Source organism: Georgenia sp. Z2081 (genome assembly GCF_055326445.1).
This window is the reverse complement of the sequence record NZ_JBUZNK010000016.1, coordinates 23,828-43,059: the sequence shown is the minus strand read 5'-3', so window position 1 is coordinate 43,059 and position 19,232 is coordinate 23,828. Positions and strand designations below refer to the sequence as shown.

At 74.0% G+C, this 19,232-nt stretch carries 22 protein-coding genes; 1 reads left to right on the top strand and 21 read right to left on the bottom strand.

Features of this window, described 5'->3' with window-relative positions; translation table 11 throughout:
- Positions 1 to 1,159, top strand: a 1,159-nt coding sequence (locus ACZLKG_RS15955; protein WP_463649289.1) for an HNH endonuclease signature motif containing protein, incomplete at its 5' end; no start/stop codon positions are given.
- A gap of 269 nt (positions 1,160 to 1,428) precedes the next feature.
- Here ACZLKG_RS15955 and ACZLKG_RS15950 read toward each other — a convergent pair.
- The 21 genes from ACZLKG_RS15950 to ACZLKG_RS15850 all read right to left on the bottom strand — a co-directional run bounded on the left by ACZLKG_RS15950 (position 1,429) and on the right by ACZLKG_RS15850 (position 19,227).
- The gene (locus tag ACZLKG_RS15950) at positions 1,429 to 2,391 is read right to left on the bottom strand and encodes a tyrosine recombinase XerC (protein WP_463649288.1); all 963 of its coding nucleotides are present in this window, start codon (positions 2,389 to 2,391) and stop codon (positions 1,429 to 1,431) included.
- Between the two features lie 146 nt (positions 2,392 to 2,537).
- Positions 2,538 to 3,770: a DNA-processing protein DprA gene (locus ACZLKG_RS15945; protein WP_463649287.1), complete on the bottom strand. Its 1,233-nt coding sequence runs from the start codon at positions 3,768 to 3,770 to the stop codon at positions 2,538 to 2,540.
- A gap of 40 nt (positions 3,771 to 3,810) precedes the next feature.
- Positions 3,811 to 5,364 (bottom strand): YifB family Mg chelatase-like AAA ATPase, encoded by a 1,554-nt coding sequence (locus ACZLKG_RS15940; protein ID WP_463649286.1) that lies wholly within the window; start codon positions 5,362 to 5,364, stop codon positions 3,811 to 3,813.
- Entirely contained in the window at positions 5,364 to 5,858 is a 495-nt protein-coding gene (locus tag ACZLKG_RS15935; protein ID WP_463649285.1) for a YraN family protein, read from the bottom strand. The genes ACZLKG_RS15940 and ACZLKG_RS15935 overlap by 1 nt, the downstream gene beginning before the upstream one ends.
- 185 nt (positions 5,859 to 6,043) lie before the next feature.
- On the bottom strand, positions 6,044 to 6,346 hold the full coding sequence (locus ACZLKG_RS15930; protein ID WP_425710040.1) for a DUF2469 domain-containing protein: 303 nt from the start codon (positions 6,344 to 6,346) through the stop codon (positions 6,044 to 6,046).
- Between the two features lie 7 nt (positions 6,347 to 6,353).
- Positions 6,354 to 7,214, bottom strand: coding sequence for a ribonuclease HII (locus ACZLKG_RS15925; RefSeq protein ID WP_425710039.1), 861 nt, complete (start codon positions 7,212 to 7,214; stop codon positions 6,354 to 6,356).
- On the bottom strand, positions 7,211 to 8,047 hold the full coding sequence (lepB, locus tag ACZLKG_RS15920; RefSeq protein ID WP_463649284.1) for a signal peptidase I: 837 nt from the start codon (positions 8,045 to 8,047) through the stop codon (positions 7,211 to 7,213). The genes ACZLKG_RS15925 and lepB overlap by 4 nt, the downstream gene beginning before the upstream one ends.
- Positions 8,048 to 8,208: 161 nt before the next feature.
- The gene (gene rplS / locus ACZLKG_RS15915; RefSeq protein ID WP_425710037.1) at positions 8,209 to 8,559 is read right to left on the bottom strand and encodes a 50S ribosomal protein L19; all 351 of its coding nucleotides are present in this window, start codon (positions 8,557 to 8,559) and stop codon (positions 8,209 to 8,211) included.
- A 186-nt stretch (positions 8,560 to 8,745) separates the two neighbouring features.
- The gene (trmD, locus tag ACZLKG_RS15910; RefSeq protein WP_425710036.1) at positions 8,746 to 10,095 is read right to left on the bottom strand and encodes a tRNA (guanosine(37)-N1)-methyltransferase TrmD; all 1,350 of its coding nucleotides are present in this window, start codon (positions 10,093 to 10,095) and stop codon (positions 8,746 to 8,748) included.
- A 1-nt stretch (position 10,096) separates the two neighbouring features.
- On the bottom strand, positions 10,097 to 10,684 hold the full coding sequence (gene rimM / locus ACZLKG_RS15905; protein WP_463649283.1) for a ribosome maturation factor RimM: 588 nt from the start codon (positions 10,682 to 10,684) through the stop codon (positions 10,097 to 10,099).
- Between the two features lie 106 nt (positions 10,685 to 10,790).
- Positions 10,791 to 11,030 (bottom strand): RNA-binding protein, encoded by a 240-nt coding sequence (locus ACZLKG_RS15900; protein ID WP_425710034.1) that lies wholly within the window; start codon positions 11,028 to 11,030, stop codon positions 10,791 to 10,793.
- A gap of 1 nt (position 11,031) precedes the next feature.
- A complete protein-coding gene (gene rpsP / locus ACZLKG_RS15895) occupies positions 11,032 to 11,541 on the bottom strand; it encodes a 30S ribosomal protein S16 (protein ID WP_425710033.1) in 510 nt (169 codons plus the stop codon).
- Between the two features lie 221 nt (positions 11,542 to 11,762).
- Positions 11,763 to 12,530 carry a hypothetical protein gene (locus tag ACZLKG_RS15890; RefSeq protein ID WP_463649282.1) on the bottom strand — a complete coding sequence of 256 codons (768 nt, stop codon included), beginning with the start codon at positions 12,528 to 12,530 and terminating at the stop codon, positions 11,763 to 11,765.
- Entirely contained in the window at positions 12,527 to 13,411 is an 885-nt protein-coding gene (locus ACZLKG_RS15885; RefSeq protein ID WP_425710031.1) for an ATP-binding cassette domain-containing protein, read from the bottom strand. The genes ACZLKG_RS15890 and ACZLKG_RS15885 overlap by 4 nt, the downstream gene beginning before the upstream one ends.
- Positions 13,412 to 13,443: 32 nt before the next feature.
- The gene (locus ACZLKG_RS15880) at positions 13,444 to 14,310 is read right to left on the bottom strand and encodes a hypothetical protein (protein ID WP_425710030.1); all 867 of its coding nucleotides are present in this window, start codon (positions 14,308 to 14,310) and stop codon (positions 13,444 to 13,446) included.
- Entirely contained in the window at positions 14,307 to 15,188 is an 882-nt protein-coding gene (locus ACZLKG_RS15875) for an ATP-binding cassette domain-containing protein (RefSeq protein WP_425710029.1), read from the bottom strand. Before ACZLKG_RS15875 ends, ACZLKG_RS15880 begins: the two co-directional genes overlap by 4 nt.
- 102 nt (positions 15,189 to 15,290) lie before the next feature.
- The gene (locus ACZLKG_RS15870) at positions 15,291 to 16,103 is read right to left on the bottom strand and encodes an ABC transporter permease (protein ID WP_463649281.1); all 813 of its coding nucleotides are present in this window, start codon (positions 16,101 to 16,103) and stop codon (positions 15,291 to 15,293) included.
- On the bottom strand, positions 16,100 to 17,107 hold the full coding sequence (locus tag ACZLKG_RS15865; protein WP_463649280.1) for an ABC transporter ATP-binding protein: 1,008 nt from the start codon (positions 17,105 to 17,107) through the stop codon (positions 16,100 to 16,102). Before ACZLKG_RS15865 ends, ACZLKG_RS15870 begins: the two co-directional genes overlap by 4 nt.
- A 118-nt stretch (positions 17,108 to 17,225) precedes the next feature.
- Positions 17,226 to 18,002 (bottom strand): hypothetical protein, encoded by a 777-nt coding sequence (locus tag ACZLKG_RS15860; protein ID WP_463649279.1) that lies wholly within the window; start codon positions 18,000 to 18,002, stop codon positions 17,226 to 17,228.
- A complete protein-coding gene (locus tag ACZLKG_RS15855) occupies positions 17,999 to 18,874 on the bottom strand; it encodes an ATP-binding cassette domain-containing protein (RefSeq protein WP_425710025.1) in 876 nt (291 codons plus the stop codon). The genes ACZLKG_RS15860 and ACZLKG_RS15855 overlap by 4 nt, the downstream gene beginning before the upstream one ends.
- Positions 18,871 to 19,227, bottom strand: a complete 357-nt coding sequence (locus ACZLKG_RS15850) for a GntR family transcriptional regulator (RefSeq protein ID WP_425710024.1) — start codon at positions 19,225 to 19,227, stop codon at positions 18,871 to 18,873. The genes ACZLKG_RS15855 and ACZLKG_RS15850 overlap by 4 nt, the downstream gene beginning before the upstream one ends.
- Positions 19,228 to 19,232: the final 5 nt, after the last annotated feature.

Sequence of the window (19,232 nt, the reverse complement as noted above, 5' to 3'; positions counted from 1 at the left end):
AGCTGACAAGGCCTGGCGGCAGGACGATGCCCGCGAAGAACTGACCATCGCCCCGACCACGGGTGGGTATCACCTCACGGGGTGGCTCGACGAGCTGTCCGGGCAGGTCGTGACCACCGCCCTGACCGCTCACGCCGGCCGCAAGGGCGCCGAGGACGACCGCACCCCGGCCCAACGCCGCGCCGGCGCACTGGTCGCCCTGGCCCACGAGTCCCTCGACCGAGGTGAGCAGCAGGCCAACGCGCGGGTCCGTCCGCACGTGACGATCACCGCCACCCTGGACACCCTCACCGCCCTCACCAAAGCGACCGGGTCCGTGATCCCACCCGCCTCGGCGACCGCCGGCTGGCTGGCCACCCACGACCTCACCCCCAACCACGGCCAGGCCCATGCGGGACTACCCGCCGGGCAGATCGTCGCCCCGATCACCGCCGAGCAGACCCTGACCGCCCCCGGCGGACCCCGCGACCCCCACACCACCACCCGCACCCACACCACCACCCGCCCCCACACCACCACCCGCACCCACGCCGGTGCAGCGTTCGGTATCGACGCCACCTTCGGGCTGGTGGACGAGCGTGGCAGCACCCCCGACGGGTCGGCGAGCGAGGGCGGGTCGGGGATCTTCGACCTGTCCGAGACGGCACGGCAGTGGCTGACCGACTGGCAGCCCGGTGAGGATCACGTGATCTCGGCCGCGATCGACCCCCGCGTGATGGACGGCATCCAACCCGCCACCTTCGAGGACGGGACCCCCATCCCGCACGCGATGCTCGCCCGTCTGGCCTGCGACAGCGCACTGATGCGCGTCATCTTCGGCCCGGAATCCACAGTCCTCGACGTCGGACGAGAGAAACGGATCTTCCCCGCGAACATGACCCGGGCCATCCACGCCCGCGACCAACACTGCCAATACCCCGACTGCGACGAACCACCCGGATTCGGCGAGATCCACCACTCCCTGCACTGGTACAAGGACCACGGCCCCACCAGCATCGAGCACGGCATCCTGCTGTGCTGGCACCACCACGACCTCATCCACGCACGCAACATCACCATCACCCGCCGCACCGGCCACTGGCACTTCCACGACCAACACGGCCGCCCCATCACCAGCCGGACACCCACCGGCCGCGACGAGCCGCACCAACGCGAATAAAGGCTCGCCGCCGTCTACGCAGTTGTCCGCCCACGACACCAGCCCGGACATGGGTGCAGGGCACGCGGTCCGGACCGACGGGCTGGAAGGCTGCGAGGCTGCGAGGCTGCGAGGCTGCGAGGCTGCGAGGCTGCGAGGCTGCGAGGCTGCGAGGAAGCAAAGCGAGCACCGACGTCGGCCCCCGGCACCTCTGGCGCGTCGGTCGCGAGTGCTCGCGCGCGAGCTGCTCGCCCCCCCTGGTGGATCCACACCTACTCGTGGATCGGTAGCTACGCGCGCGGGTGAGCCTGGGAGAAGACCGACCGGAGCCGCTCCGGGCTCACATGGGTGTACCGCTGCGTCGTGGCGAGCGAGGAGTGCCCGAGGATCTCCTGCACGGACCGCAGGTCCGAACCACCGGCAAGCAGATGCGTGGCGGCCGAGTGCCGAAGGCCGTGCGGGGCGAGGTCCGCCACGCCGGCGAGCGCCGTCGCCCGGTGAAGCATCCCGCGGACCGTGCGGGCATCGATCCTGCCGCCACGGACACCGACGAGAAGTGCTCGCTCGCCGGCTCGCACCGGTAGGGCCGGCCTGCCGTCCCCCAACCACCGTTGAATCGCCTCCGCCGCCGGCACCCCCAGCGGGACCACTCGCTCCTTGTCCCCCTTGCCGATCACGCGAACCGTGTGCTCGGCCAGGTCGACGTCGCGCACGTCCAGAGACACGAGCTCGCCGACCCGCAGACCCGTGGCGTACAGCAGCTCGAGGGCCGCATGGTCGCGCAGGTGTGTGGCGTCGCCGTCGGCGGCACGCTCCTCGGCCGAGCTCAGGAGACGCTCGACGGCGTCCACCCCCAGCACCGTCGGCAGGTGCTGATCCGGCCGGGGCGAGCGCAGTCGCTGGGCCGGATCCACCTCGACCCGCCCGGAGCGGGCGAGCCACGCTCCGAAGGACCGCACGGCCGCGGCACGCCGGGCGAGCGTCGATCGGGCGAGTCCCTCGGAGCTCTGCTGGGCGAGCCACGACCGGAGCCCCGCCAGGCTGAGCGCCGAGACATCGACGTCGGAATCGTCGTCGGAGTGCCCGAGGTGTGCGAGAAGCGTGGTGACGTCACCGAGGTAGGCGCGCACGGTGTGCGCGGACAGCCCACGCTCACGACCGAGGTGACGTTCGAAGCCCGCCAGGAGCTCCGCCCGAGTCACGCCCGGTGCAGATGTACCGACGCAGTCCGCACCCGCGTTCGTCCCGGTCATGGCACGCAGGCTACGCGTGCCGCCGGAGTTCCGCACCGGCTCCTCGACCGGCGACCGGCAGGCCGGAGCACCCCTCGGGACGCCCGTCGAACCTCGACCCTCCACCGCCGCCACCCAGACCGGCGACCTGCCGGACAGGCCGCCCCTCAGGACGCCCGCCGAACCTCGACCCTGCGCCACCGCTCCCCCACGTGCTCGACGCGTCCAGTGAGCTCGAGCAGGCCCAGTGCTGAGCGCACGGACCTCGCATCGAGCCCGGCGTTGCGCATGATCGACGCCTCCTGCGCGGCACGGACCGCCGGCAGGGCGTCGAGCACCCGCGCGCACACCGGGTCGAGCCCGTCGAGCAGGCCGCCACCGCCGGGCCCTGCGTCGCCACCGTCATCCGCACCACCCTCGGCACCGCTCCGCCCACGTCCACCGACCGACTCGGGTCGGGTCACGGCCGCACCACCGCCACCGCCGCGCTCGATGCTCGCCCCGATGGGCAGGGCGAGCTCGACGAGCTCCTCGGCGGTCGTCACGCACATCGCACCCTGATCGCGCATGAGTCGGTGGCACCCGGCCGACGCCATCGACGTCACCGGCCCCGGCACCGCGCCCAGCGGCCGACCCATCGCTGCCGCATGCCGTGCCGTGGACAACGCGCCCGACCTCAGCGCGGCCTCGACCACGAGCGTCGCCCCGGACATCGCCGCGATGAGTCGGTTGCGGGACAAGAACCGGTGCCGCGCCGGGTTCGAGCCGGGTGGGGCCTCGGCGACCACCGCGCCGTCCTCGAGCAGCCGCCCGAGCATCTCCGCGCTCCCCTGCGGGTAGAAGCGATCGGCCCCGCCCGCCATCACGCCGACGGACCGACCGCCGACGACGAGCGCCCCGCGGTGCGCGGCGGTGTCGATGCCGTACGCACCTCCCGACACCACGACGAGCCCCGCCTCCGCCGCCCCCGCGGACAGCTCGGCGCCTACCGTCATCCCGTACGGCGTCGACGCACGTGAACCGACCACCGACACGGCGCGGGCGCCGAGCGCATCCCGGCGGCCACGCCCCCACAGCCCCGGCGGTGCGTCCTCCCCGAGGTCGCCGAGGCCGGCCGCCCAACCCGGGCCACCCGGGACGGCGAACCAGCCGCCGAGATGCTCGATCGCGTCCAGATCACGCTCGGGAGCGAGATGCTCGACCCGCGGCGCCCACCTCGAGACCGATGTCGCGAGGGTGCCCCGACCGACCTCGGCGCCCGCGGGAACGGCGGGCAGGACGGTGCCCGCGACCGCGCGCCGCACCCAGGCAAGAGCCTCGGCCGCCCCGAGCGCGGTGATCAGCCGGTGGGCCTGCGGATCGGCCCCCTCCACGAGCCGCGTCCACGCCGCCGCGGCCACCAGCTCCTCCGAGCGCCCAGGCGCACCCTTACCTCCGCGTTCACCCACGACCGACCCCCTCCGTCCTCATCATCGTGGCCTCCCCGACGTGCAGACCGGTCGGGGACGTGCTCCCGGCCAGGTCCGCGATCGACCACGCGACGCGCAGCACCCGATCCATCCCGCGCATCGTCAGCTTTCCCGTGTCGACGGCGTGGGCGACCGTCGCCACGGCGCTGCGTCCCGTGCGCTCGCGCAGCCAGGAACCCGGCACCTCGGCGTTCGTCGACCAGCGCGTGCCCGCGAGTCGCTCGGCGGCCGCAGCCCGGGCGGAGGCGACACGGGCGGCGACGACCGCGGTCGGCTCGCTCGGGTCCTGCACCGCGGCGGCAGCGCGGGACACGCTCTTGACCCTGACCTGCAGGTCCACCCGGTCGAGCAGCGGGCCGGAGAGCCGCGCGAGGTAACGGGACCGTACGGCGCTCGAGCAGGTGCAGAGCGCGCCGTCCCGGTCGGCGTACCCGCACGGGCACGGGTTGGCGGTGAGCACGAGCTGGAAGCGCGCAGGGAACCGCGCGGATCCCGCCGCCCGGTGCAGCACGATCTCCCCGGACTCCAGGGGCTGGCGCAGCGTGTCGAGCACGCGGGTGGGGAACTCCGGGCTCTCGTCGAGCAGGAGCACCCCGCGATGGGCGCGAGACGCGGCACCCGGCCGCGGCAGACCGGAACCGCCCCCGACGACGGCGACCGCGGTGGCCGTGTGGTGCGGCTCCTCGAACGGCGGCCGGCGCACGAGCGAGTCGCCGGAGTACGTGCCCGCCACGGAGTGCACGGTCGTCACCTCGAGAGCCGCGTCGTCGTCGAGGTCGGGCAGCAGTCCGGGCAGCCGGGCGGCGAGCATCGACTTGCCGGCGCCCGGTGGCCCGAGGAGCAGGAGATGGTGCCCACCTGCCGCTGCAACCTCGAGCGCCCGCCGCGCGGCGGACTGACCCAGCACGTCGACGAGATCCGGCTCGGGTCTCGCCGCATCTACGGCCGCGTCGGCCTTCCGCCCGGCACCGACGCCAGCCCCCGCGCCGGCCGGGAGCGCGGGGCGGCGTGCCTCGCCACCCAGGGCGACGACGACGTCGGCCAGGTGCTCGACCGCCCGCACCGTCATACCGCTCACCAGGCGCGCCTCCGGGGCGTTCCCGGCGGGGACGACGACCTCGGTGAGGCCGCTGTCCCGTGCGGCGAGGACGGCGGGCAGGACGCCGCGGACGGGTTGGACGCGTCCGTCAAGGCCCAGCTCGCCCAGGAACATGCGCGGACGCCGGTCCTCGATGTCGCCCGACGCCGCGAGCACGCTGACCGCGAGCGCCAGGTCCAGCCCGGTCCCGTGCTTGTGGAGGGAGGCCGGGGCGAGGTTGACGGTCGTCCGCGACGGCCGCCACGGTCGGCCGCAGGAGGACAGCGCCGCCCGGACGCGCTCGCGCGCCTCCGAGACGGCCGTGTCCGGCAGACCGACGATCGTGAAGGCGGGCAGACCGTCGGCGATGTGTGCCTCGACGTCGACGACGTGGCCCGTCGTCCCGATCAGCGCGACCGCTCGCGCACGCCCGAGGGCGGCGCCCATCAGGCGACCGACCTGAGGTGGGTGACGGCGGGTGAGCCGTCGCGCACGACGAGGACGCCCACCACATCGATGCGGATGCGCGCGCTCCGGACGGCCGCGGGTCCCGCGTCGCGGTCCCACGGGCGATCGCCGACCGCACGGGCCACGACCCACGCACGCGCCAGGCGGCGCAGTCGTGCCGCCTTGACGTGCGTCACAGCCTCGACGGGGTCGCCGAACGCCCTGCTGCGCCGGGTCTTGACCTCGACGGCGACCCAGGATCCCTCCTCGTCGTCCCACGCCACGAGGTCGAGCTCGCCGTCGCGCACCCGCCAGTTGCGCTCCACCACGGCGATGCCGAGCGACTCCAGGTGCTGTTCCGCGACCCGCTCCCCCCAGGTGCCGAGCGCCAGCCGCCCGGCGGCGGACGGCGGCACCGCCCCCGGCGATGTGCGCGCATCTGCCCCGGCCGTCCGCGAGTCCCCGTGCTGCGTCGTGCTCGTGCCGTTCGGCATCCCGACCACCTCCGGTACCCACCCAAGGCGAGACGACGGTCAGGCGGGGCACGTCGTCGTCGGGGCTGTGGATGGACCTGCCACAGGGTGCCCTGTGGGGACCGCGTGGAGCTCCTGGCAGCGCGGCAGCGGGGCGGCGATGCCCCGGCCGATCGCGACGGACACCGGCATCGCGGCGCCCACCACTACGGGAGCTTGATGTCCGCCTGGTTGAGCTCCTCGACGTTGACGTCCTTGAACGTCACCACGCGCACGTTCTTGACGAAACGTGCCGACCGGTAGACGTCCCAGACCCACGCGTCGGCGAGGTTGAGCTCGAAGAACACGTCGCCGCCGGCGTTGCGCACCTGGACGTCGACGCTGTTGCACAGGTAGAAGCGGCGCTCCGTCTCGACGACGTACGTGAAGAGGTTCACGACGTCGCGGTACTCGCGGTACAGGCCGAGCTCGAGCTCGGTCTCGTAGTTCTCCAGGTCCTCGGCACTCACCGCCCCATCATGCACCCCGACGGGTGGGAAGCCGCCACGAGCGCCGGTGCCAGTCGCTGGGGCCGACGTCGGCGAGCGCCGCGAGGTGACGGGCGGAGCCGTAACCCTTGTTGCCGGCCAGCCCGAAGACCTCGAGCTCCGGCCGGAGCGCCGCCTCGACCATGAGCGCGTCGCGCTCGACCTTGGCCAGCACGCTCGCCCCGGACACCGACGCGCACCGCATATCACCCTTGACCTCGCAGAGCACGGGGACGTCCCAGGCCCGCGGGGAGTCACCGGGCGGCGGCACGACGTCGTCGCTCACCAGGGCGAGCAGGTCCGCCACCGGCTCGGCGAGCCAGTCGTGCGCGCCGTCGAGGATCGTCGCCCCGGCGACGAGACCGGCGGCGGCGAGCTCGCTCCGCACGACGGCCAGCGCCCGACGGGCGGCCAACCGCTGAGCGGCCAGGATGCCGAGCGAGTCGATCTCGGCGGGCGACGCGTGGCCCACGGCCCAGGCTGCCGACCACTGCCGCACCGGCTCCACGAGGGCCTCCCGCGCGGCGGGGCGCAGCATCTTGGAGTCGGTGAGCCCGACGGGCATCTCGCCGACCGCCCGCCCGACGGCGCAGACGCCGATCGTCACTGGACCGGCCAGCGCACCGCGACCCACCTCGTCGACGCCGAGCACCACCGCGTCGTCGGGCAGGTCGGCGAGAAGCTCGCGCTCGCGGCTCAGATCCGGGCCGGGCCGGGCGGAACGGGACGTCCCGCCGGGCCGGGCGGAACGGGACGACCCGCCGGGCTGCGCGGTACGGGACGACCCGCCGGTCCGGGCGGAACGGGACGCCGGACCGGGCCCGTCTGCTGCGCTCGGGGACGTGCTCACGGTGCGGGGACGTCCTCGAACGTCTCCTCCGGGTCGGAGTGCCAGGTGACGTTGCTCAGCGGCCACACGGTGGCGAAGGCGGTGCCCACCACGTTGTCGATCGGGATGAACCCGCCCCCGGGGCCGCCCATGTGAGCGCGGGAGTCCGCCGAGTTGTCCCGGTTGTCGCCCATCACCCACAAGTGCCCCTCGGGCACGACGACCTCGAACTCGAGGCTGGACGGGTTCGCCCCCGGCGCGAGGTACGGCTCGTCGACGGGCTCGCCGTTGACCATGAGACGGCCGTCGGCGTCGCAGCAGGTCACGGTGTCGCCCGGCAGCCCGACGGCCCGCTTGATGAGGTGCTGCCCCGCGTCCTGCGGCAGGATCCCGACGAACGTCAGCGAATCGGTGACCGCCCGCCGGACCGGGTTGGTGGACTGCTCCGGCTCCTCCTCGAGCCAGCCGCCCGGGTCGAGGAACACGACGATGTCGCCGCGCTCGAGATCGAACGGCCCGGGGGTCAGCTTGCTCACCATCACCCGGTCGCCGACCTCGAGGGTCTCCTCCATCGATCCCGACGGGATGTAGAAGGCCTGCACGAGGAACGTCTTGATGAGGACGGACAGCACGAGCGCACATACGACGACGATGGCCGTCTCCCGCAGCCACGCACCGACGCCGCCCCGCCGGGCCGACCTGCCGGTGCCGCGCCTGCGCGGGGCCTCGTCGTCCACCGGCCCGTCGTCCACCGGCCCGTCGCCCGTCGGCCCGTCGGTCGTCGGCCCGTCGGTCGTCGGCCCGTCGGTCTCCGAGGGGGTCGGTGCGCTCGGGGGCGTGAGCGACTCGGTCATGCGTCCTCCTCGGTACGGCCGGCCGGGATGCCCGCACGCTGGGCGGTCCCGCCGCCGTCGATCCTCACGTTATCCCGCGCGCAGCGACGCCCGGCGGACATTCCGTCCGCCGGGCGTCGCTCCGGATCGTCCCGCCGGGTACTCCGGGGGCCGACGCGGACTCAGGTGTTGTCGCGCTTCTCGCGGATCTTGGCGGCCTTGCCGCGCAGCTCGCGCAGGTAGTACAGCTTGGCGCGGCGGACGTCACCGCGGGAGACGCGCTCGATGGAGTCGATCGACGGGGCGTGCACGGGGAACGTGCGCTCGACGCCGACGCCGAAGCTCACCTTGCGGACCGTGAAGGTCTCGCGGACGCCCTGGCCCTGGCGGGCGATGACTGCGCCCTGGAAGACCTGGACGCGGGACCGGGTGCCCTCGACGACCTTGACGTTGACCTTGACGGTGTCGCCCGCCCGGAACTCGGGGATGTCGGTGCGGATCGACGCGTTGTCGATGAAGTCCAGGGTCTGCATGAGCTTCTCTCCTTCGCCCGTGCGCGCAGGTCACGGCCGGCTGGTCGGCGCGTCGCGCCGTGTCGGTTCGGGTGCCTGCTCGGGCCAGGACCCCCTGCGGCAGGTCGGTGGCCGCGGCTGTGCCGCGCAAGCCGCTCTATCCTGCCACAACCCGGCGCCCACCCCCAGGGCGGGCGCCGCACCCGCTCACGTGAGGTCGCGCACCATGACGACGTCGTCGTGCACCTGGTCGCCGACCCGGAACCGTCGCGGGCCGACGACGACGAACCCCGCGCGCTCGTAGGCCTTCCGGGCACGGCGGTTGCGCGCATTCGTGCCGAGCCACAGCGCACGCACCGGAGAGCCGTCGACCTCCGAGGCCGCGGCGGCGGACGCCGCTGCCTCCAGCAGGATGCGGCCCAGGCCGGAGCCCAGCATCTCGGCCGCGACGTAGATCTTCGACAGCTCGGCGGCCGGGCGCGCGGTGACGAGGCCCGCGACGTCGTCCGCGTACGGCGGGTCCTCGGCCCGGGCGGGCAGGTGGGTGAGCGTGTAGCCGACCACCGTGCCGGCGCCCTCACCGCCCGTCGCGGCGACCTGGAGGATCGCGGTGGCAGAGGCGGCGTGGTCCCGCATGCGCTCGGCCGTGAGGTGCTCGGCGACGAAGGCGTCGATGTCGGCCTGCGCGGTGCCCGGCGGGCAGGCGAGCGCGAAGGTGTCGGCGGCGAGGGTGGCGACCGCCTCGGCGTCGTCCGTGGTGGCGGCACGGACGGTGACGGGCACGGGGTGGGCGGCGCCGTCCGGGACCACCCGGCCGAGCCCCGCGAGCGTGCGGCGGTCGGCGCGGGTGAGGCCGCCGGCGTCGAGCGCGTCGATCAGCTCGGGACGGCGCTCGGCGGTCCGCTCGAGCGAGCGTTCCCGCCGCCATGCCGCCGCGGCCCCGTGGTCGCCGGACGTGAGGACGCCAGGGATCTGAAGGCCGCGCCAGCTCGTGGGCCGCGTGTAGACGGGGTACTCGAGCGTGCCGTCGCCGGCGTGGGACTCCTCGGTCAGCGACCCGGGGTTCCCGACGACGCCGGGCAACAGCCGCACGACGCCCTCGACGAGCGCGAGCGCGGCCACCTCCCCGCCGTTGAGGACGTAGTCGCCGAGGGAGTACTCGAGCACGCGCACGTCCGGGCGCTCCCGGTAGTGCTCGGCGACCCGGCCGTCGATGCCCTCGTACCGGCCGCACGCGATCACCAGCGGCTCGCCGGCGGCGGCCAGCTCCTCGAGGGTGGCCTGCGTGAGCGGGGTGCCCGCGGGCGCCGGGATCGCGAGCACGCCGCCGCCGGCGAGCAGCGGGTCCAGCGCGTCGCCCCAGACGTCGGCGCGCATGACCATCCCCGCTCCCCCGCCGGCGGGCGTGTCGTCGACGGTGCGGTGGCGGTCGGTGGTGACGTCGCGCAGGTCGTGGACCCGGAGGTCGACGAGCCCGTCACGGCGGGCCCTCCCGATGAGGCTGAGGTCGAGCGGTGCGAGGTAGTCGGGAAAGATCGTCACGACGTCGATGCGCACGTCAGTCGCCCGTCGTCCCCGGGGCGGCGCCTCGGCCCGTGTCCGCGGCGCCGTCGGCGGGCAAGGCTGAGTCGTCGGGCAGGGGGTCGCCGGCGAGCAGGCCGCGCGGCGGGTCGATGACGACCCTGCCCGCGGCGACGTCGACGACCGGGACGAGGGCGCGCACGAACGGCACCGGGGTGGTGGGGCCGCCGGCCTCGCGGACGAGCAGCAGGTCGTGCCCGGGCGCGGGCCGAAGGTCGGCGACCTCGCCGACGTGACGCCCGTCCGGGTGCTCGACGCGCAGGCCGCGCAGCTCGTGCGGGTACCAGGCGTCCTCCTCGTCGTCCTCCTCGTCGGTCTCGACGACCAGGCGGACGCCGCGCAGGGACTCGGCGGCGGTGCGGTCCTCGGCGCCGGCGAACCGGACGTAGCGGGACCCGCGATCGACGCGCACGCTCGTGATCTCGAGCGGTCCGGCGTCGGCGGGGTCGGTCTCGAGGGTGGCACCGACGACGAGGCGGCGATCGGGGTCGTCGGTGCGGACGTCGAGCCGGACCTCGCCCCCGAGCGCGTGGGGGGCGCCGACGACGGCGACGGTGAGCTGCACGGCGACTCCTTCTCGGTGGTGGGACGGCCTCGGTGGTGGGACGGCCTCGGTGCTGGAACGACGCCGGACCCGGCCCGCCTGGCGGGCCGGGTCCGGCGTCGGTCGGTCAGCGGCGGTCGGTGTCGACGACGTCGATCCGCACGGGACCCGAGGTCGACAGCGCGCCGACCACGGTGCGCAGCGCCTTGGCGGTGCGACCCTGGCGGCCGATGACGCGGCCGAGGTCGGCGGGGTTCACCCGGACCTCGAGCAGGTCGCCGCGGCGCAGCGAGCGCTCGGCGACCCGGACGTCGTCGGGGTTGTCGACGATCCCGCGCACGAGGTGCTCGAGGGCGTCGGCGAGCACGTCAGGCCTCCTCGGCCGGAGCCTCGGCCTCGGCGGCGTCCTCGGCCGGGGTCTGGTCGGCCTCGCCCGCGTCGGCGGACTCCTCGGTGCTCGCCTCGGCGGCGGCCGCGGCCTCGTCGGCGGACTTCTTGGCCGACGCGTCGGCCTTGCGCTTCTCGGCGGCGTCCTCGGCAGCCTTGACGGCCTCGGCGCGGGCGGCGGCGACAGTCTCCTCGGAGGCGTCCTTCGTCCGCAGCGTGCCCTCGGCGCCGTCAAGGCCCTTGAACTGCTGCCAGTCGCCGGTGACCTTGAGGAGGGCCGCGACCTGCTCGGTCGGCTGGGCGCCGACGCCGAGCCAGTACTGCGCGCGCTCGGAGTCGATCTGGATGAGCGAGGGCTCCTCCATCGGGTTGTAGAGGCCGATCTCCTCGATGGCCCTGCCGTCACGGCGGGTCCGCGAGTCCATGACGACCACGCGGTAGTGCGGGGAGTGGATCTTGCCGAGACGCTTGAGTCGGATCTTGACTGCCACGGGTGTGGGTGCTCCTGGTTCTGGGGTTCAGATGGGCGTGCGCGCGCGGCCGGTGGGAACACGACCGTGGTTGCTGCCCGGGACACGACCCGCGCGGGAGAGAGGGGCCCGCGCACATCGGTGTACAGCCGATCATTGTGCCAGACATCTCCCCCGCGGGCACCGGCCGAGCTCGCCGGGCAGGCGTGCCGTCGGCCACGTCCCGCGGGACCCCGGGGCCCTCAGCCGGTGCTGCGCACCGGGACGTTGCGCAGCAGGAGGCCGAGACCCACCGCGGACCCCGCCACGACCGCCGCGAGCACGCCCGCACGCAGCCCCGGCGAGCGGTCGAACGTGAGGAGTGCGTCGAAGGCGGGGCCGCCCAGGTCGTAGCCGGAGACGAGCGCGACGGTCGCCGCCACGGGCACCATGCACGGCACGAGCAGCAGGATCGCGACCAGCACCCCTCCGCCGTGGAACCGGTAGAACAACACGCCGACGAGCGATCCGGACAGCGCGGTGCCGAACACGTTGACCAGGCAGATCAGCGCGAGGAACCACCAGCCCCGTTCCCAGGGCGCGGCGCCGTCGGCGTCGCGGAAGGCGTGCTCCCAGCCGGCGACACGGAAGGCGAGCGCCTCGGCCGCGACCAGGGCCGTACCGACGCCCGCCCAGACGAGGCCGGCCAGGGGCGCGGCGGCGAGGTTGCCGAGGACGACGGCCGGCCGCGTGGCCCCCTGAGGGACGAACGCGGCCACGTGCTGCCGGGCCACCGAGAGCGCGACGACGAACGGGATGCCGATGAAGATCGAGGACAGCGTGACGACGAAGGACCGGTCGACGCTGAACCACACCGACATCACGGTGAGGACGAGCGCCGAGAGCAGGACGCCGGCGCCGAGCGAGATCAGGCCGATGGAGGCGTGCGCGGTGGCCGTCCAGCCGGTGACGACGAGCCACTGCGGCCGGCGCGGCCCGGCGATCCGGGGCTGGGCGACGAGCGTGGTCATGACGGGCTCCCGGTGAGGTGGATGACGATGTCCTGCAGGCTGACGTGGGACACGCCGACCCCGCGGACGGCCAGCTCGGCGCGACGCGCGTGGTCGATCGTGCCGAGCACGGTGAGCTCGGTGGTCGGTCCCAGTGTCCTCTCGGACAGCACGGTGAGGTCGGCACTCGCCTCGCGCACGACCTCGGTGCGGCCGGTGAGGGTCGCGCCGCGTGCCCGCAGCTCCTCGGAGCCGCCGGAGTGCAGGACCCGGCCCACGTCCAGGAGCACCACGTCCTCGAGGACGTTCTCGATCTCGGAGATGAGGTGGCTCGAGATGACGATCGTGCGGGGGTGCTCGGCATAGTCGGCCACGAGCAGGTCGTAGAACTCCACCCGCGTCGGCGCGTCCATCCCCAGGTGCACCTCGTCGAACATCGTCAGCGGCGCCCGCGAGGCCAGCCCCACGACCGCACCGACCACCGACCGCTTGCCGCGCGAGAGCTGGTTCGGGTGCTCGTCGAGCCCGATCCCGAAGTGCTCGAGGAGCTCCTCCGCCCATCGCTGGTCCCAGGTCGGACGGAGCATCCCCACGAGCGAGAACGTGTCGCTGATCGACTGGTCCGGGATGACGTCGCCGGACTCGCGCACGAGGCACACGGCGGGCATGAGCGCGGCGTCGTCGAACGGGTCGCGGCCGTCGATCGTCACCCGGCCGGAGCTCGGGCGGCGGAACGCGGCCAGCAGCGACAGGGCGGTCGTCTTGCCCGAGCCGTTGCGGCCGAGCAGACCGGTGATCGTCCCGGGTCGGACGTCGAAGGTGGCGCCGTCGAGGGCGGTGGTGCGGCCGAGCCGCACACCGACGCCGTCAAGCGCGGCTCCGACGGGTCGGGGCAGGTCCATGAGGGGCCTTTCTCGGTCGGGTCCGGCGGCGGTCACAGCGGGCGCATCCGCACCGGCACCGCGCGCATGAGCAGCCACGAGCCGAGGGCGGCCAGGGCACCGACGGCGAGGAGCACCCCGAGGGGCACCGCCGGCGTCCCGTCCGCCCATCCGGGCAGGTCGAGCCGCGAGACGAGCGGGAGCGAGTCGCTCCCGGTGACCAGCCCCACGGCGACGACGGGCACGAGCGAGAGCGGGAGGGCGAGCGCGGCGCCGAGGTAGCCCAGGCCGTAGAAGGCGGCGCCGAGCAGGGTGCCCGTGAAGGTCGCTCCGAGCAGCACGGCGCAGCGCTCGAGGCCGAGGGCGAGCCAGCCGTCCGACCAGACGCCCGGCTCGGCCACGCCGTCCTCGACCCGGGCGACGTGGGCCCAGCCGGCGGCGTCGTACACGAGCGACTCCAGCCACAGGACGACCGTGCTGAGGGCGCCGGCGAGCACGACGCTCACGCAGGCGCCGACCAGCGTGCCGATCCACACCGCCCTGCGGGTCGACCCGGCGGGCACGAGGGTGTCCAGCCCGGCGAACACGGCCCACACCGGCATGCCGATGGCGAACCACACCTGGAGCTGGAAGCCGTACTGGAGATAGGACTGCCCGGGCGTTCCGGCGAGGTGCACGATGAGCACCACCACCGAGAGCACGAGCGCCGCGGCCGCCACCACGCCCAGCGCGAAGATCAGGTGGACGGCACCCAGGTTCGTCGTCGCCGCCCGCCACGGGGCGGGCACCCGTGCCGGCGTCGCGGCCGGGGTGGTGCCGGGCGTCTCGACCGGGGTGGTGCCGGGCGTCTCGACCGGGGTGGCGCTCCGGGCGCGGTGCGGGCTCGCGCCCGGAGTCTCGTCGTCGTCGTCGGGGATCATGCGGGGCTCCCGGTGAGGTGGATGACGATGTCCTGAAGGCCGACCGGCTCGACGCCGATGCCGCGGGCGGCCAGGTCGGTGCGCGCGGCGTCGTCGAGGCCGACCACGGTGAGCTCGGCGGTGGGCCCGAGCTCGCGCTCGGCGAGGACGCGGTGGTCGGCGGCGGCCGCGCGGACCACGTCGGCGCGGCCGGTGAGGCGGGCCCCCATGGACCGCAGCTCGTCCGTCGTCGTGTCGGCGACGACGCGTCCGGCGTCGAGGACGACCACGCGCTCGAGGATGTGCTCGATCTCGGAGATGAGGTGGCTCGAGACGACGATCGTGCGGGGGTGGGCCGCGTAGTCGGCGACGAGCAGGTCGTAGAACGCCACCCGGGTGGGCGCATCCATCCCCAGGTGCACCTCGTCGAACATTGTCAGCGGCGCCCGCGAGGCCAGCCCCACGACCGCCCCGACCACCGACCGCTTCCCGCGCGAGAGCTTGCCGAGGCCGCGCGTGGTCGAGACCTCGAACCGGTCGAGCAGCTCCTCCGCCCAGCGCTGGTCCCAGGCCGGGCGGAAGGACGACCACAGCTCGAGGACGTCCTTGACCTTGTCGTCGGTGTCGAAGTCGCCGGACTCACGGATGAGGCACACCGCGGCGTGCGTCGGCGCGTGCTCGAAGGGGTCCCGGCCCCCGACCATCACCCGGCCGGAGCTCGGGCGGCGGTACGAGGCCAGCAGCGACAGCGCGGTGGTCTTGCCCGATCCGTTGCGGCCGAGCAGCCCGGTGATGACGCCGGGCCGCACGTCGAACGTGGCGCCGTCCAGGGCGGCGGTTGCGCCGTAGCGCACGCCGACGTCCTGGAGCCGTGCGCCGATCGGCGGGTGGGCGGTCATGAGGACTCCTTGTCGGGTCGGGTGGGGCGGTCGGGTAGGCCGGTCGGGTCTGGCGGTCGGGTCAGGACCAGCGGGAGCGCCGCTCCCGACCCGACCGCCGGGTCAGGACCAGCGGAACAGACGCGAGGCCAGCGGGTAGAGCACGGCGACGTAGGCGACCATGACGCCGAGCTGCAGCCACGGCACGTCGGCGCCGAACCAGGCCTCGGTCATCGCCTGGCTTGCGGCGCCGAGCGGGGTGAACCGGGCGACCGACTCGACGATGTCGGGCATGATCGGCCCCGGCGTCCACAGGCCGGCGAAGAACAGCAGCGGGAAGTAGGCGAGCATCCCCAGCCCGTTCGCCGTGGACGCCTTGGCGGCGAGGGCGGCGATGAGCAGTCCGATGCCGAACGTGGCGGCGGCCCCGAGCAGGAACGCCGCGACGAGGAGGAGCGGCTGCCGGACGGGCTCGAGGTCGAAGACGATCGCCGAGAGACCCAGCGCGAGGGCCGCGGCCGCGACGAACGCGATGACGTTGACGACGACCTGGGCGATGAGGATGCCGTGCGGTCGCATCGGGGTCGCGGCCAGCCGACGCAGGACGCCGCGCTCCCGGTATCCGGCCACGTACGACGGCAGGGTGGTCAGGGCGGGCGCCGCGATCGCGGTCGCCATGATGACGGGCATGAACATCGCGATGACGAGTGCGCCGTCGTAGACGCTGCCCGGGGACTCGATCGGGTCGCGCATGCCGGGCAGGGCGAAGCCGAGCCCCACGGCGAGGACCGTCGGGAACAGCAGGGCGAAGAAGACCGAGCCGGGGTCCCGGGAGAACAGGACGAGCTCGGAGCGGACCAGGGCGGCCAGGCCGCGTGGGGCGCCGCGACGGGGCGCGGGCCTGGTCATGGGCGGGTCGTGGACGATGGCGGTCATGCGGGAACCTCCTCGGGCTCGCGCCCGGTGACGTCGACGAAGACGTCCTCGAGCGTCCGGGTGCGGGTGTTGAGCGCGGCCGGGACGATGCCCATGCCGTCGAGGGCGGCGACGACGTCCGGGAGGACGCGCGGGCCGCCGGTGACGCGCAGCGTGCTGCCGCTGCGCGTGACGCCGGTGACGCCGTCGAGCTCGCGCAGCGCCCGGACCGGGTCGGTGCGGGTGCCGGTGACGCCGGCGGTGGTGGTGACACCGGTAGGCTCGGCGTCGCGCGTCTCGTCGCCGGGAGTCACCTCGTCGAGGAACCCGGCCAGGCCGAGCGTGAGCTCGGTCTCCGCGCCGCCGGCCGCGGTGAGCTCCTCGGGCGTGCCCGTGGCCACGACGCGGCCGGCGTCGATGACGACGATCCGGTCGGCGAGCTGCTCTGCCTCGTCCATGAAGTGCGTGACGAGCAGGACGGTGACCCCGGAGTCGCGGACCTTCTCCACGAGCTTCCAGGTCTCCCGACGGCCGACCGGGTCGAGTCCCGTGGTCAGCTCGTCGAGGATGACGACGCTCGGGCTGCCCACGAGGGCGAGCGCGATCGACAGGCGCTGCTGGAGTCCCCCGGAGAGGTCGTCGAAGGCGGTGCGCCGGGAGCCGGTCAGGCCGAGCATGGCGATGAGCTCGTCGACGTCGGCGGGCTCGGGGTAGAACGCCGCGTACAGGTGCAGCGCCTCCTCGACCCGGATCTTGGCCGGGAGCTTGGACTCCTGGAGCTGGACGCCGAGGACCTGTCGGACCGCGACGGGGTCGGCCTGCGGGTCGATCCCGAGGACCCGGACCGTGCCGGAGTCGGGCCGCTGGAGGCCGGCGAGGATCTCGACGGTGGTGGTCTTGCCGGCGCCGTTCGGGCCGAGGATGCCGACGATCTCGCCGGGCTCGACGCTCAGGCTGACGTCGGCGACGGCCACCTTCTGGCCAAAGGTCTTGCGCAGGTTGGTGATCTCGATGGCGGATGACACTGGGGTCCCCTCCTTCGGGGTGCGATAGGTGCGGAGCTGGTGGGCGGTAGGTACTGGTGGGCGGTACGTGCTGGTAGGTGCCGGGCGGCGGCACGTACCGGTGGGCGGTCGCGGGCGCTCAGGCCTCGACGCCGCCGATCGGGGCACGCCGGAGCACGGCGACGACGAAGGCCGCGAGGACGAGGGTCGCGGCGCCGACGATCGGGTAGACCCAGTCCCCCAGGCCGGCGAGGTGGCCGACCGAGTCGGGCCGGCCGAGGTCGATGAGCACCTGCGCGCCGAGGACGGGCAGGAGCGCGAACGGGAGCAGGGCGGTGCCGCGCAGTCCGCCGAACCGGTAGTAGCCGGCGCCGACCGCGAGCCCGGAGACGAGACCGGCGAGCACCATGAGCGTCGCGACTCCCCACGGCGCGAGCAGCCCGGACTCCCAGATGCCCTCGACGATCCCGTCGTCGTCGGTACCCATGGCGCCGTGCGCCCAGCCGAGCGCGCCGTAGATCCAGCCCTCGACGAGCAGGAGCAGGGCCATGACCAACCCGTACCCGAGCGCCACGACGACCGAGGAGGCGAGCGCCCCGCGGATGAACGAGCGGCGCGTCATCCCGTTGGCCACGTAGACCGTCAGGACGGCCGCGACGACCACGGCGATCGAGAACGGGAACCACAGCATCGCGTAGGAGGCGTACTGCAGGATCGAGACCCGCACGGTGGTGAAGTGGTCGACGACGAGGGTGGCGAGGGCGACCAGGACGACGGCCCCGACCCAGAACCACGCCCCGACGACGCCGTGCACGGAGAGCATCGACGCGGCCGCGCGCACCCACTGCGGGCGGGCGCGTCGACCGACGGTGGACACGGTGGTCGGCGTGGTGAGGGTGGGGTCGGTGGAGGTCATGTCGTGCGCTCCGTGAGGTGGATGACGAGCTCCTGCAGACCGAGGCGGCCGACGGCGAGCCCCTGGTCCTCGAGCTCGCGGGCGGCGACCCGGTCGAGCCGGCCGTAGACCGCGGCCTCCTTCGTGCCGCCGAGGGTGCGCTCGGCGAGGACCTCGAGGTCGGCGACGGCGCGGTCGACCGCGTCGGCGGGGCCCGTGATGGTGACGCCACCGGCGGTGAGCTCGTCGGCCTCGCCGGCCATCCGCAGCCCGCCGCGGTCGAGGATGATCACGTGCTCGACCAGCTGCTCGATCTCGTTGATGAGGTGGCTGGACAGGACGATCGTGCGCGGGTGCTCGGCGTAGTCCGCGAGCAGCCGCTCGTAGAACAGCTGGCGCGAGGGCGCGTCCATCCCGAGGTAGACCTCGTCGAACATCGTCAGCGGCGCCCGCGAGGCGAGCCCGACCGTGGCAGCCACGGCGGAGCGCTGCCCTCGGGACAGGGCGTCGACCGACTTCTTGGGGTCGACCTCGAACGCGTCGAGCAGCTCGTCCGCGAACGCCTGGTCCCACCGGGGGCGGGTCTCGCGCAGGAACTTCACGTTGGTGCGGACCTTCTCGGTCGTGAGGAGGTCGCCGGCCTCGCGGACGAGACAGGTGCCCTCCATGAGGGTCTCGTTCTCGAAGGGGTCGGCGCCCTCGACGCGCACGCGCCCCGTTGTGGGCCGGCGCAGGGCGGCGGCGACGCCGAGCAGCGTGGACTTGCCGGCACCGTTGCGTCCGAGCAGGCCGGTGATGGCACCGGGCTCGATCGTCGCCGTGACTCCGTCGAGCGCCTGCGTGCGGCCGAGACGGACGCCGAGCTCGTCGAGCTCGACCCGGTAGCCGGTCATGACGTCGCTCCCTTGATGTGCGCGATGAGGTCGTCGGCGCCGATGCCCAGGGCCTCTGCCTCGGCGAGCACCGGGTCGAGGTGCTCGGCGAAGAACGCCTGACGCCTGCTCCTCAGCAGGGCGGCGTGCGACCCGGGGGCGACGAACATGCCGACGCCGCGCTGCTTGTACAGGATGCCCTCGTCCACCAGCAGCGCAAACGCTTTTGCGGCGGTGGCCGGGTTGATCCGGTACGTGGTCGAGAACTGGGTGGTCGACATGACCTGCTCCTCCTCCCGGAGGTTGCTCGTGAGGATCTGGCGGCGAAGGTGCTCGGCGATCTGGAGATAGATCGGCTCCGGTCCGTCGAACATGCCAC